This window comes from Plantactinospora sp. DSM 117369 (assembly GCF_053764795.1).
In genome coordinates, this window is the sequence record NZ_CM132446.1 from 322,412 (window position 1) to 335,246 (window position 12,835).

Sequence of the window (12,835 nt, forward strand, 5' to 3'; positions counted from 1 at the left end):
GACTTACGGAGCAACCCGGCCCGCGGCCGGGCGACACCGCCTGCCCACAGCCACCATCACCAATCCCGAACCACCACGATCAATCACCGCACCAAGCACCACCGCTTAATGAAAGACGGAGGCTAGTGGTCTCTCGACCCGTGGTCCACCGGCTTGTCAGGGAGCCGGACGCTGTGGTGCCAGTCGTTGTGATCGGTTGGGCGGTCGCCGGGCTCAGGTGTTCATCGCGTCAACGCGGGCTGTGCAGCATCTACCCGAACACGACGCTGAGCCGGCCTCCGTCCCGTCTCCACCTGGTCCCGCACCGATCAGTCTCGACCGATCCTCTGCGGTGGCGGCGCCTGGCACCCGGATTCCGCACCCTGTCGCCCGTCCGGACATCGCCGGCAACCCGATCGTGTCAGTTCGACCTGCCCCGACGCCGTCGGTCGATGCTCCGATCCGATGAGTGAGTCGGGCATCTTGATCTTGACGGTAGGTCACTCCGCCTGATCTATCGACCGGGTTCCCTGATCACTTAGCGTCGATGCCGAGACCAGGATCTGGTCACGGAGAGGAGTCCACTGTGCTCACATCGACTGAACCGAGCGCGCCGGCCCGCAGGTCCCGCCGCGCCGCGACCATCACGCGGCGCGCCGGCCTGGCGCTGGGGCTGACCGCCGCGATGAGCGGCGTCGCGTTCGTGGGGGCGAGTCCGGCGATGGCCGCTCCCGCCTGCGGCTCGGAACGGGCCTACATCCACCAGACGCCGCCGGGCGGCAGCGGTGGCGGCCCCAGCATCGACAGCCTGTTCAACCCGACCGAGTTCAACATCAGCGCCAGCGCCGCCTCGGTCCGCAACGTGTTCCTGGCCGGTGTGCACCGGCCGCGCCGCTCGATCGTGTTCAACTTCTACAACCAGGACAACGCCCTCATCCGGCAGTACACGACCACGGCCTCCGACGACGGCGGTGTGGTCCGCCAGGAGCAGAACGTCATTCCGTGGGACTACGGGGTCGGTACCCGCATCCGGTTCACCGCCGTCATCCGTACCCGGTGCGGCGGCGACGACGTGCCGAAGACCGTGAACGTGGGATCCATCAACACCGTTCCGTGATCCGGCGTCCGACCGTGGCCAGCCACTCGCCGCCCAGCAAGCAGGGGTTGGCCACGGTCGGGCGGGCATCAGCGAAGGGAGTCCCCTGTGGCAACGATGACAGAACCGGGCACGGGTACGTCCCTGCCGGCCGTGACCACCTCGCGGCGTACCGGCCTGGCGCTGGCGCTGGCCGTGGCGGCCGCCGTCGGCGCCGCGCTGGCCGGTGCGGGTCCCGCCCAGGCCGCTCCCCCGGCCTGCGGTCAGGAGTACGCCGCGTTCTACCTGACGACCGCCGACGGCCAGCCGCCGGGGCCGGGTGACGGCAGCGACAGCCGGAACCCTCGGGACGTCTACGTCTACGTCAGCGTCAGCGGCCCTGCCCGGTACGTCGCGCTGAGCGGCGTCCACCGACCGCGCCGCCCGATCGTCTTCACCTTCGTCAACCAGGATGACGTCGTCGTCCGGCAGTACGCGACCACGCCGTCCGACGACAGCGGTGTCATCCGTCCCGAGCGGAACCTCATTCCGTGGAACTACCCGGTCGGTACCCGGCTCCGGGTCAACGCCGTCATCCGCACCCGATGCGACGGCGACGACGTGCCGAAGTCCGTGTATGTCGGAGCCATCAACACCGTTCCGTGATCCGGCGCTCCACCGTGGCCAGCCCGCACCGCCCGCCCGGGCGACGGCTGGCCACGGCCGCCCTCAACGAAGGGAGTTCCACCGTGGCAACGACGACAATATGGAGTACGGCTGCCTCGCGGTGCAGGGTGAGCGTCTTGCGCCGCCTCGGACAGGTGTTGGTGCTGGTACTGGCCGTGGCGGTCACCGCCGGTGCCGCGCTGGCTGGCGGCCGGCCCGCCCAGGCCGCTTCCCCGCCCTGCGGCCAGGAGCACGCCGGGTTCGCCCAGACGACGGTCGACGGCCGGGGGCAGGGCCGGAGCAGTGACAGCCTCTACGGCCCGCAGGACATCTACATCAGCGACAGCGACCTGGAGCATCGGTACCTCGTCCTGTACGGCCAGCACCGGCCGGACCGGACCATATTGTTCACCTTCAGCTACGGCAACGGCATCATCGTCCGCTCCGTCGAGATCTCGGCACCGACCGTGATCCCCTGGGCAGGTCCGGTCGGCTCCCGGCTCCTGGTCCACGCCGTCCTGCACACCAGGTGCGGCGGGGACGACGTACCCCGACGCGTCTACGTCGGCGCGATCAACACCACACCCTGACGCGGACACCCTCGGACCGGGCCACTTCCCGAACCCCCGACCAGTAGAGGTGCCTCGACCAGCAGAGGCCCCGACCAGCAGAGGACCAGCAGAAGCCCGACCAGTAGAGGAGCCGCACCCACCCGCTCCGCGGTGATCGCGTTCAGTTGCTCTCCAGTTGCGCCTGCCAGCATCTCTCCGGGGAAGAAATGCCTGGCACCGGGGGGTGGAGAGCATTGTCGCACTGGTCGCCGACTGCGTGGCCCTTCGAGGGGCGGGAGGCGGAACTGGCGTCCGTGGCCGAGGCGTTCACCGGCTCGGCCACGAACGCCGTACTGATCACGGCTTCCGCCGGGATGGGGAAGACCCGGCTGGCCCGGGAGGCGCTGCACCGGCTGGGGTGCCGTACCCGGTGGATTGCCGCGACCCGGGCCGCCACCGCGATCCCGTTCGGCGCGCTGGCCCATCTGCTGCCCGACGAGACGTCGATCCCGGCCGGTCCGGTGGGGCTGGTACGCGCCATCACGGCACAGGTCGCCGGCTGGGGCGGACGGGCCCGGATGGCCGTCGGGGTGGACGACGCGCACCTGCTCGACGACGCCTCCAGTACGGTCGTCGCCAACCTGGTCTCCAGCTCGGCGGCGTTCGTGGTGCTGACCGTGCGTGCCGGGGAACCGCTCGCCGACTGCCTGGCCCGGCTTGCCAAGGAGGGCGAGGCCGTACTGCTGGACCTGGCTCCGCTGCCGACCCCGGTCATCGACCGGCTGATCGACCACAGCACCGGGGGCATGGTGGACACGATCGAGCGGCGTCGACTGCGTACCGGCGCCTGGGGCAATCCGCTGGCGCTGCGCGAACTGCTGCACGGCGCGGTCGCGGGCGGGCTGACCGACCTGGTGGCCGCCCGGCTGGACCGGCTCGTCCCGGCCACCCGCAGAGTTGTCGAGCTGGTGGCCTGTGGCGAGCCGGTGCCACTGGCCTTCCTCGAACGGCTCGCCGGCTCCGAGGTGGTCGCCACCGCCGAGGAGAGCGGTCTGGTGGTCGCCGAGCGGGACGGCGCCCGGGTGCAGGCCCGACTCGACCATCCGCTCTTCGGCGAGGTGCTGCGTACCCGGATGCCCGGCGCCCGGTCGCGGCAGGCGTACCGGGAGCTCGCCGAGGTGTTGGCGGCGACTCCGCTGCGGCGCCGGGACGACACCCTGCGTGCCGCGTTGTGGCAGGTGGAGGGAGGCCGGATCACCCGGGCCGACCTGGTCCGGGAGGGCGCCCGGCAGGCTATCGGCCGGTCCGGGCTCGACCTGGCGGAGCGGCTGGCCCGGGCGGCCCGGGAGGCCGAACCGGGCCCGCCGGCCGACCGGCTGCTCGCCGAGATACTGGAATACCAGGGGCGCAGCGACGAGGCGGCGGCGCTGCTCCCGGTGACCCCGCCGGACCAGTTGACCGAACGGCTGGCGTGGGCCGGGACCCGGGCCGACTGGTTCTACTGGGGACGTGGCGATCTGGCCACCGCCGAACGGGTCCTGGACAGCGCCGCCGGGCATCCCCGGATCGAAAGCGCGCGGGCGTTCATCCTCGTCTTCGCCGGCCGCTGCGCGGATGCGCTGCGCAGCGCCGAGACGGTGCTGGACGGTGACCACGACGACCCGCAGGCGCTGGTCTGGGCTGCCGCCGCGGCCACCGCCTCGCTGGGCTTCCTCGGCGACCTCGACCGTTCCCAGGCGGTCCGCCGCCGTGGCCTGGCGGCCGCCACCGCGCACGCCGGGACGCTGCCGTGGGGGGCGTTCCAGATCGGGATCGCGGCCTGTCTGGCCCACCTGGCCGCCGGATATCCGGACACCGCGGCGGCGATCGCCGCCGAGGGCTACCGCACCGCCACCAGCGGCGGCGTACCGATGATGATCAGTGCCTGGGCGCTCTACGAGGGCATCATCGCCACCACCCAGGGCCGGCTCCAGCACGCCGAACGGCGACTCGCCGAGGCGCGCGCCGGGTTCGACCAGAGCGACACGTTCCGGTTGCGGCGCAGCTGCCTGGCCGCACAGTCCTTCGGGTACGCCATCCGTGGCCAGCACCGGGTCGCCGTCGAGTTGATGGCCGACGCCGACCGGACCGACAACGGTACGAACCAGGTGTTCGCCCCGTGGATCGCCACCTGGCGCGGCTGGCTGGCCCTGGCCGGCGGGGACACCGCCACCGCGATCCGGCACGCCGAACGCGGTGCCGAGCTGGCTGCCGCCGCCGGCATGCCGTGCGTGGAGGCCCAGGCCCGCTACGACACGGTCCGGCTGGGCGGCCGCACCGACCTGGCCCGGATGGCGGCACTGCCGGGCCCGGTCCCGGGCCTGTTCGCCGCCGCCGCCCGGGCACTGTCCGAACACGACGGACCGGTGATGGTACGCGTCGCGGAGCAACTCGCCGGACTCGGTCATCACCTCGTCGCCGCCGAACTGGCCACCGCGGCCGGCCGGGTACTCCGGTCCACCGGCTACCACGCCCGGGCCGCCTTGGCGCAGGCTGCTGCCGCCGAGTGGCGGGCCAACTGCCCGGAGGCGCGTACGCCCCTGCTGGCCCGCCCCGACCTCGGGAACCTGCTGACCGTACGGGAGCGGCAGATCGCCCTGCTCGCGACCCGGCAGGCCAGCAGGTCCATCGCCGAACAGCTCGGCCTGGCCCTGCCCACGGTCAACAACACGCTCGGCCGCGTCTACACCAAGCTCGGCATCACCGGACGGGCACAACTGCGCACCCTGCTCGACGCACCGGAGGGGCCGGACGGCGGGGACTGACTGGCCAGCTCTGCCCAGCGACCAGATCATCGTGCCACCCAACCGCTCCGCGCGGACGTACAGCGTCTTCAAGGACTCACCGGGCGTTTCGGTGTATCGAGGGCTAACCGGTCTTGGTCCTTCAAACCAGGCACCCTCTCATCCCTGGCGGGCGAACCGGCCTCGCCTCGGGCGGGTGGACGATATCCGGGTAGGGAGGTGTATCACCTTGCTCGCACCTGGAAGCGGACACCACGGTGTCCCGATGCGGAGGCGAGCCGGAAGGAGTTGCCCGATGACCGGACCGATCAGCAACGAGCGGCGTGCCGAGAACTACCGGAAGCAGACCCGGCGCAGGGAGCCGACGCCACGCCAGCGGCGTCGGCTCGACAAGAAGGCTGGTGTGATCCGCAACCGGCGCCCGGCACGTCCGTAGACACGCGGGGTCCGCGGCTCCGGTTGGCCGGCCGGGCCGGCGCGGCTGCCGTGACCGTCCTCGGCCGGCGGAGGTGCCGCAGGTCGCGGGGCGACCTGCGGCACCTCGTCGTACAGCACGGTGGTGGGAGTCGCGGCTACGGCGTCCAGAGGCCGAGGTCGATGGTCCGGGTCAGCGTCGCCTGCTCGTCGTCGCCGTCCAGCGACCAGATCATCGCGCCACCCAGCCGCTCCGCGCGGATGTACAGCGTCTTCTGGAGTACGACGGCCGGATCGTCGTACGTCCAGAAGGTCGTACCGTCGTAGAGCCAGGCGGTGCCGGCGCGGAGGTCGCGGTAGACCTTGAAGCCGTCCTTCCCGGCCTTGGTCTTCAGCACCTTGTAGTCCTCGTAGCCCGGGTCGAAGGTGGCCGGGGCGGCGCCTCCGGTGGAGGTGCCGAACAGTCCGTTGCGTCCACCGGTCACCCCGGTCCAGCCGCGCCCGTAGTAGGGGATGCCCAGCACCAGCTTGCGGCGTTCGGCGCCCCGGTCGAGCCAGGCGTCGATGGTGCGGTCCACCGCGAAGTCCGGCTCGGTGGCCCCGGCCGGTACCCGCAGCGCGGACTGCTGGTTGGCGATCGGTTCCCAGGTGCCGTGGAAGTCGTAGCCCTGCACGGTGGCGAAGTCCAGGTTCTGGAAGACCTTCCGGACCTCGAAGCCGGCGTCGATCGCGGCCGGGTTGGCCGGTACGAACGCCGTCAGCTCGTAGTGCTTCCGGGCCGGCTTGCCGAGCGCGTCGAGCTGGCGACGGAACTCGGCGACGAGCGCGGTGAAGTTCTGCTTGTCCTCGGGCCGGTAGACCGTGTCGACGTCGCCGGCCGAGCCCGGCCACTCCCAGTCCAGGTCGATGCCGTCGAAGACTCCGGCGAGCGAGCCGGGCCCGCCGGCGCTGCCGTCCGGGTTGGGCAGGTTGCCCTTGAGGTAGAGGTCGATGCAGGAGGCGACGAACTTCCGCCGCGACTCGGGGGTCAGTGCCGCGTCGGAGAAGTGGGTCGACCAGCTCCACCCGCCCAGCGAGATCAGCACCTTCAGGTCCGGGTGCGCCGCCTTGAGCTTCTGGAGCTGCCCGAAGTTGCCGTTCAGCGGTTCACCCCAGGTGTCGGCGACGCCGTCCACGCTCTCCTCGGCCGGTACCGGCCGCTGGTAGTCGGCCCAGGCGTCGCCCTCACCCGGCCCGCCGTCGACGTAGCACCGGCCGTCCGGGCTGACGTTGCCGAAGGCGTAGTTGAGGTGGGTCAGCCGGCCGGCGGCGCCAGAGTCGTGCAGCTTCTTGACGGTGAAGGCCCGGCCGTAGATGCCCCACTGGGTGAAGTATCCGACCTTGACGAAGTCGCCGCCCCGGCCGCCGTCGTGCCGGGACGCCGCGCCGGGCGCGGCCGAAGCCGGGGGTACGGCGATGCCGGCGAGCAGGGCGGCAACGGCGGTGACGGTACTGAGTCGACGGAGAACGGATCCGCGCATGTGCACTCCTGAAACGGGGGATGGAGCGTCGGCAGAACAGTTAGGAAAGTTTCCGGTGTCCTGCAAGGTAGGGCGGTCGATGTCCGGCGGTCAAGTGCGCGGCGCCGGATCGCACCGAAGGTGTGGCGGTGGGTAGTTAAAGAACATTTAGGAATCTGAACTGATCCACGTCGTGTCGCCCGCCGTACCCATCGGCGGCTGCAACCGGGCAGCGGACGATCGAGGGAGCGGTGTATGTACAGGCGACGCAGGACGACCAGCCGGGCGCGGAAGGTGTTCCTGGGCGCGGCGGCGGCGGCCCTGCTCGGCGGCGCGCTGGCCGTCGGTACCGGACTCGGCAACGCGGGCGAGAGCTGCGCCGGCCTGGACACCGCGCTGCGCAACAACCTGAACTTCATCGCCGGCCAGCGGGCCAACCCGGACGCCCAGTCCGAGGCCCGGATCGCCAACCGGCAGGCCGTGGTCGACCTGATCCAGCAGCGCCGGGCCACCGCCGGCTGCACCGCGGACGTACGCGCGGACGCGCCGGTACCGCCCGCCGCCCCGCCGGCGACCGAACCGACCGGAACCCCGGCGAAGCCTCCGGCCCAGCCGCCCAAGGCGCCCGCCCAGCCGCCGGCCAACTCCGGCGGCGGCAACGGCTCCACCGGCGGTGGTTCCACCGGAGCGGGCGAGGTGGTCTGCAAGGGTTCCACCGTCACGCTCTTCAACGAGGACGCCGCTCCGGCCGCGTCCAGCGGGACCTTCCCGATCGGCACCACGTTGAAAGTCACCAACCTGGACAACAACAAGAGCGTGACGGTCAGGGTGACCAGCCCGTCCGGCAGTTGCGTACTGCTCAACAACGCCGCGTTCGAGCAGGTCCGGGAGCCGGGCAAGTTCCTGATCCGGCGGCCGGTGATCGAGCGGATCGGCTGACACCCCGAGTTCGGTGGCCCGGTCCGCCCCGCCGACCGGTCCGGGTCACCGGGCGCGACTGAGCGACATGGGACAGACGTACGGCGCGGTGTCGGCGCCACGATCGGTTCCCGGCGAAGGGGCTTCGATCACTCGGAACCCGACAGCGCCGGGAGCCGGTGGGGCATCTGCCAGCCGTCGGCGAGCCTCGACGGGTGCACGTTGTGACCGCCGCCGAAGAACTCGCAGAACTTCATGATCAGTGGGTCCCAGCCCACCGGGTCGACGTGGTGCGTACCGGGGATGACCAGGGACTCGTCGACGTGAGCGCGGAGTACCTCGACCTGGAAGGCGGTGCAGTCCGGCGTCGGCTCGGCCATCGGCAGTACCGAGACGACCCGGCACTCCAACTGGATCGGGCACTGCGCGACCCGGGGCGGCCGGACCAACTCGGACGGCTGCTCGGTCAGCCCGGCGAGGGCGAACCTGTCCGGCTCGTACCGGTAGCCCTGCGCCAGCTTGTGCTCCGGCACGTCCCGCTTTCCGGTGGTGAGCGCGATCCGGTCCACCGCTCCGACCATCGCCGACGAGGGCAGGTTGAGTACGCACTCCCGCTCCCGCCGTAGGTTGGCCGTCGTCTGGCCGCTGTTGCCCAGCCCGAGCATGCCGGAGTGGCCCAGCCACCAGGCCGACGACATCGGCGCGAGATTGGTGCTGCCGTCGGGGTTGCGGGAACTGATCAATACCACCGGAGTGCCGAAGTACAGCACCCTGAGCCCGGGAACGATGTGCATGCGGCAACTCTCACCGGCCGGGCCGGCGGGTTGCTGGCGGGCATCGGACGTGGCGCTCCGGCAGGTCAGCCAGGGGTTGTCTGAGCCGTGACCGGGGGCACGACGAGCCGCAGCACCGTACGCCCGGCGACCTCGGCGGGGACGAACCACTCGGGTACGTCCACCAGCTCCGCCAGGTGCGCGCGCGCCTGGTCGACCGACATCGACTCGGGGATGCCGACGTGTCCCAGCTCGACATCCCGGATCTCGGCCCGGAAGGTGTAGCGGAACTCCTGCTCGCCGATGTAGGTGAGCGCGATCCGTCCCTGCCAGTCGATCCGATAGCCGGTGCCGCTCGGCTCGCGGACGAAGTCGACCTGGTGCGCGGCGACCGAGTCGTGTCCGAGCAGATAGATCCAGAACGCCGGTGCGGCGTCCGGGTCGGCGATCGGCAGCGGGTCGGCGGTCAGCCGTTGCGGCTCCGGCCCGGCGAACCGGAACGGGCGCCCGGGAGTCGCCGCCACCAGCCCGGTCGCGTCGTCCCAGGTCGAGCCGATCGTGCAGGAATGGTAGTTCTGCCAGACGGTCGGGGCGAGGAAGTCCTCGACGTCGTCCTCGTCGTCGTTGACGTCCTCCTCGGCCGACCCCTTGGCCGGCTCGTCGTCGGCTTCGTCGTAGTCCGCGGTCTTCAGCATGAGGTCGAACCAGAGCCGGCCGTCGCCGTCGAGTCGGCCGGTCCAGGCGAACTCGGTGATGCGGTGCCCGTCCGGCCATGGGTTGCCGGGAAACCAGATCCTGCCCTGCACGGACCGGACCCTACCGCCGGCCGGCGACACCCTGGCGGGCGCCTGTGCCGGCGGGGCGGGTCAGCAGGTGCCGAAACCCTCGTCGAAGAGGCGCTTCGCGTAGTCGGTGTAGCCGGCGACGGTCTTCCGGACCGTGCGTCCGTCGTGCAGGAAGAGGTAGGCCCGGTCGCCCTGCATGGCGAGCAGCCCGTCGTAGCGGTAGCTGCCCGGCGGCGCGGTCAACCGGGTGGCGGCCGGATAGGCCTCCTCGACCTGGTCGACCGGGGTGCCGGCGGTGACCCCTTCCGGGGTACGCACCGGTGGGCTGGCCCAGAGCAGCACCAGCCGGTCGTCGGCGAAGACCGGGCTGACCGCGGCCGGGCCGGTCAGGCTCGGCCCGCAGGCGAGGGCGGGTTCGGCGTGGAGTTCACCGCGCCGCAACAACTCCTGCTCGGTGTCGCCGAACTCGATGTCGCGTACGCCCTTGAGATGGAGAACGTCCGGCCCGTAGGCGGGCGTTGTCGCCGGCTCGTCCGAGACCGTCCGGTACGCATGGCAGAGCGCCACCGCACCCGCCACGAGTACTGCCACCAGACGTACGACTTTTCGTGCCTCCATGTATCCCTCCGGCGACAGAGCGTAGTTTATCCCCTATTGGCCCAGTTCGCCGGGGTGGTGGATCCGTATCCACATGCTGTGGATAGCACATGTGTACGAGTAAAACTGGTTACCTCTGGTGGAACACGCCGGGACAATCCGGCCATGGTGATCACCGCCGCGCCGCTGCACGCGCGGCCTCGACCTCGCGAGGAACTGGCCTGGCTCGGCGACGGCTGGCCGGAGTTTGTCTTCCATGACGAGGGGGCCGCCCGACACCTCGGCCGGATCCGCGAACTCTTCGCCGGCCTGGAACTCGTGCTCCTCGACGACGCCGAGAAGCGTGCCGGGAATGGTGCCGAGATCGTGGCCGCCGGCTGGGCGGTGCCGTTGCGCTGGACCGGTGCCGTCGACGACCTGCCGAGCGGCTACACCGACTCGCTGGCCCGGGCGCTCGACGCGTACGACGCAGGTGACCCGCCGGACACGCTCGCGATCCTCGCCGCACAGGTCCGCCCCGACCGGCAGGGGCGGGGACTGGCCGGGACACTGCTGCGGGCACTCGGCGACCTCGCCCCGGCCCAGCACCGGGTGATCTGCCCGGTCCGGCCGACCCGCAAGGCGCGCTATCCGCTCACCCCGATCGACAGGTACGCCGACTGGACCCGGCCGGACGGCACGCCCTTCGACCCGTGGCTGCGTACCCACGTCAGGCTGGGTGGGCGGATCATCGCGACGGCGCCCCGGTCGCAGGTGATCACGGGCACCGTCGCCGATTGGCAGCGCTGGACCGGACTGGAGTTTCCCGACTCCGGCGAGTACATCATCCCGGACGGCCTGAGCACGCTGCATGTCGACCTGGACGCCGACCGGGGAAGCTACCTCGAACCCAACATCTGGGTCCGGCACCGCTGACCTGGGCGCGGCGCCCCGGACACCCCGCCCGGTCGGGCACGCCGCTCGGCACGGCCGGATCGGCGGTGAATCAGGGGTCACGAGGCCGGGAGCAGGTCCTTCGACACAAGTTTGCCGTGCACAGCGCAGAGCCGGTAGACGTCCAGCCGGGGCTGGAGCACGTCGCCGTGCGAGCGGTAGTACCGGCAGTCGGCACCGGCCGGCGCCGGCAGTGGATCCGGATCCGGCGGTTCCAGCATCTCCCGGCGGGGCAGCAGGGGGAGCGCGGTAGCCCAGTCCTGCCCGACCCGCAGTTCCGCGTACCGTTCCGGGCTGAGTACCGAGTTGCTGGTCGCGTAGAGGTAGTAACCGAGGGCGGCACCGCCGAGTGTTCCGGCGAACGTGGCCAGCACCATCGTCGCCGCGACCAGGCCCCGCCGGGCCTCCCGGTGCACCCGGCGCCGCCGGTCGGCAGCAGACCCGGCCGTCGGGACCGTACCGGACGACACCGGATCGGCCGGCACTGCCGCACCCGGGCGGCCGACCCGGCCGGGCAGTCGGGCGACGACCTCGAAGCCGCCGTCCCGCGCGCCGGTGTGCAGGGTGCCGCCGGCCAGCCGTACCCGCTCGCGGAGCCCGACCAGGCCGCGCCCGCCCCGGTCGGAGACCGGCGCGGAACGCGGTGCACCGGCTGGCCGGGCATTCGTGACGCTGACCAGGACCATCCCGGTGTCGTCGACACCGAGCCGGACGCTCACCGCCGCGCCGGGCGCGTGCTTGTTGGCGTTGGTCAGCGACTCCTGCACCACCCGGTAGACAGCCCTCCCCACCAGTGGTGGAAGCGGTTCCGCCGGACGCCCGTCGCGCAACTCGACCGGCATCCCGGCCGCCCGTGCCCGGCGCACGAGGTCGGCGACATCCCCGACGTCGGCCCGCACCGCCGAACCGGCGGCGGGATCCCGCCTCCCCGCCGGGACCGGTCCCCCGGTCGGATGCGGTCCCCCCGCCGGTGCGGCGTCACTCGCTGGTGCCGCGTCGCCCGCTGGTGCGGCGTCGCCCGCCGGGTCGGGGTCGTCGTCACGGAGGACGTCGATGATGTCCCGCAACTGCCCGGTGGCGGCGGCCGCGCCGGCCCGGAGCTGACCGGCCACCGCCCGGGTCCGCTCGTCCAGGTCGGCCGAGAGTTCCAGGGCGCCGGCCCGGAGCGCGAGCAGGCTCAGCTCGTGGCCGAGCGAGTCGTGCATGTCCTCGGCGATCCGGGCCCGCTCACGGAGGCGTACCTCCCGGGCCAGCATCCGCTGTTCGCGTTCGAGTTGCTCGGCCTGCTCCCAGCCGGCGGCGACCAGCGCGCGCTGCTGCCGCCGGTACCGGCCGACCAGCCACGGAAAGAGTCCGGCGTAGACCAGCGCGCCGGCCATCGTCGCCCAGGCCACGAAGCCGGACCAGCTCAACACCAGCGGGGTGCCGAGTACCGCGAGTGCGGAGTAGCTCGCCACCGCCGGCCAGGTGCTGGCCATCCGCCGGCCCAGCAGATAGCTGACCAGCGGCAGGCCGAGGGAGTAGTTTCCGTCCAGCGCGCAGAGCAGTACCACGGCGAAGAGCGGGACCAGCGGCAGGCGGCGACCCGCCGCCACCGCGCCGCCCCAGACCGCCAGGCCGCCGAGCAGCAGCCCGAGCGGGTACGACCGGTGACCGTTCCAGGACCAGGCCACCACGGCGGCCAGCGATGCCCAGAGCAGCAGGTCCAGGAGGGGAGCTTGGTAGCGCCGCCACCCGCCCCCGAACCGGTCTGCCTGCGCCGCGGGTCGCACCGTTTTGACGGTACCCAGCGAAGCGGCTCCCGACGATCCGGGACGCCGCCCCGCCGACCCGGAAATGCCGGCGTCGCCGACCCTGAGAAA

General features: G+C 71.9%; 12 protein-coding genes. 7 read left to right on the forward strand and 5 right to left on the reverse strand.

Going from position 1 to position 12,835, the window contains the following annotated elements:
- The first annotated feature begins 565 nt into the window (after positions 1-565).
- The 5 genes from ACSMXO_RS01495 to ACSMXO_RS01515 all read left to right on the forward strand — a co-directional run bounded on the left by ACSMXO_RS01495 (position 566) and on the right by ACSMXO_RS01515 (position 5,490).
- A complete protein-coding gene (locus ACSMXO_RS01495) occupies positions 566-1,096 on the forward strand; it encodes a hypothetical protein (protein ID WP_455416450.1) in 531 nt (176 codons plus the stop codon).
- An 87-nt stretch (positions 1,097-1,183) separates the two neighbouring features.
- Positions 1,184-1,720 carry a hypothetical protein gene (locus ACSMXO_RS01500; protein WP_455416451.1) on the forward strand — a complete coding sequence of 179 codons (537 nt, stop codon included), beginning with the start codon at positions 1,184-1,186 and terminating at the stop codon, positions 1,718-1,720.
- A gap of 137 nt (positions 1,721-1,857) precedes the next feature.
- Positions 1,858-2,310, forward strand: coding sequence for a hypothetical protein (locus ACSMXO_RS01505; protein WP_455416452.1), 453 nt, complete (start codon positions 1,858-1,860; stop codon positions 2,308-2,310).
- A 215-nt stretch (positions 2,311-2,525) separates the two neighbouring features.
- Complete coding sequence (locus ACSMXO_RS01510; RefSeq protein WP_455416453.1) at positions 2,526-5,075, forward strand: AAA family ATPase; 2,550 nt, start codon at positions 2,526-2,528, stop codon at positions 5,073-5,075.
- Positions 5,076-5,349: 274 nt separating this feature from the next.
- Positions 5,350-5,490: a hypothetical protein gene (locus ACSMXO_RS01515; RefSeq protein ID WP_346262126.1), complete on the forward strand. Its 141-nt coding sequence runs from the start codon at positions 5,350-5,352 to the stop codon at positions 5,488-5,490.
- 136 nt (positions 5,491-5,626) lie between these two features.
- Here ACSMXO_RS01515 and ACSMXO_RS01520 read toward each other — a convergent pair whose 3' ends face one another.
- Positions 5,627-6,988 carry a glycoside hydrolase family 18 protein gene (locus tag ACSMXO_RS01520; RefSeq protein ID WP_455416454.1) on the reverse strand — a complete coding sequence of 454 codons (1,362 nt, stop codon included), beginning with the start codon at positions 6,986-6,988 and terminating at the stop codon, positions 5,627-5,629.
- Between the two features lie 234 nt (positions 6,989-7,222).
- Between ACSMXO_RS01520 and ACSMXO_RS01525 the strand changes: the two genes are divergently transcribed.
- Positions 7,223-7,906 carry an RlpA-like double-psi beta-barrel domain-containing protein gene (locus ACSMXO_RS01525; protein WP_346262124.1) on the forward strand — a complete coding sequence of 228 codons (684 nt, stop codon included), beginning with the start codon at positions 7,223-7,225 and terminating at the stop codon, positions 7,904-7,906.
- A 128-nt stretch (positions 7,907-8,034) separates the two neighbouring features.
- Here the strand turns inward: ACSMXO_RS01525 and ACSMXO_RS01530 are convergent, their stop codons facing one another.
- The 3 genes from ACSMXO_RS01530 to ACSMXO_RS01540 form a co-directional block, all read right to left on the reverse strand.
- Entirely contained in the window at positions 8,035-8,679 is a 645-nt protein-coding gene (locus ACSMXO_RS01530) for a flavin reductase family protein (RefSeq protein WP_455416455.1), read from the reverse strand.
- 65 nt (positions 8,680-8,744) lie between these two features.
- Positions 8,745-9,464, reverse strand: a complete 720-nt coding sequence (locus tag ACSMXO_RS01535) for a hypothetical protein (protein WP_455416456.1) — start codon at positions 9,462-9,464, stop codon at positions 8,745-8,747.
- A 60-nt stretch (positions 9,465-9,524) separates the two neighbouring features.
- A complete protein-coding gene (locus tag ACSMXO_RS01540) occupies positions 9,525-10,037 on the reverse strand; it encodes a hypothetical protein (RefSeq protein WP_455419132.1) in 513 nt (170 codons plus the stop codon).
- A gap of 168 nt (positions 10,038-10,205) precedes the next feature.
- Here ACSMXO_RS01540 and ACSMXO_RS01545 point away from each other — a divergent pair, with 168 nt between their 5' ends.
- Positions 10,206-10,955 carry a hypothetical protein gene (locus ACSMXO_RS01545; protein ID WP_455416457.1) on the forward strand — a complete coding sequence of 250 codons (750 nt, stop codon included), beginning with the start codon at positions 10,206-10,208 and terminating at the stop codon, positions 10,953-10,955.
- Positions 10,956-11,032: 77 nt separating this feature from the next.
- Here the strand turns inward: ACSMXO_RS01545 and ACSMXO_RS01550 are convergent, their stop codons facing one another.
- A complete protein-coding gene (locus tag ACSMXO_RS01550) occupies positions 11,033-12,745 on the reverse strand; it encodes a sensor histidine kinase (protein ID WP_455416458.1) in 1,713 nt (570 codons plus the stop codon).
- Positions 12,746-12,835 lie beyond the last annotated feature (90 nt).

Bases quoted from the DNA above. Each gene is read 5' to 3' on its own strand.
- ACSMXO_RS01515 (WP_346262126.1), top strand. From the start codon at position 5,350: ATGACCGGACCGATCAGCAACGAGCGGCGTGCCGAGAACTACCGGAAG.
- ACSMXO_RS01520 (WP_455416454.1), bottom strand. From the start codon at position 6,988: ATGCGCGGATCCGTTCTCCGTCGACTCAGTACCGTCACCGCCGTTGCC.
- ACSMXO_RS01525 (WP_346262124.1), top strand. From the start codon at position 7,223: ATGTACAGGCGACGCAGGACGACCAGCCGGGCGCGGAAGGTGTTCCTG.
- ACSMXO_RS01530 (WP_455416455.1), bottom strand. From the start codon at position 8,679: ATGCACATCGTTCCCGGGCTCAGGGTGCTGTACTTCGGCACTCCGGTG.
- ACSMXO_RS01545 (WP_455416457.1), top strand. From the start codon at position 10,206: ATGGTGATCACCGCCGCGCCGCTGCACGCGCGGCCTCGACCTCGCGAG.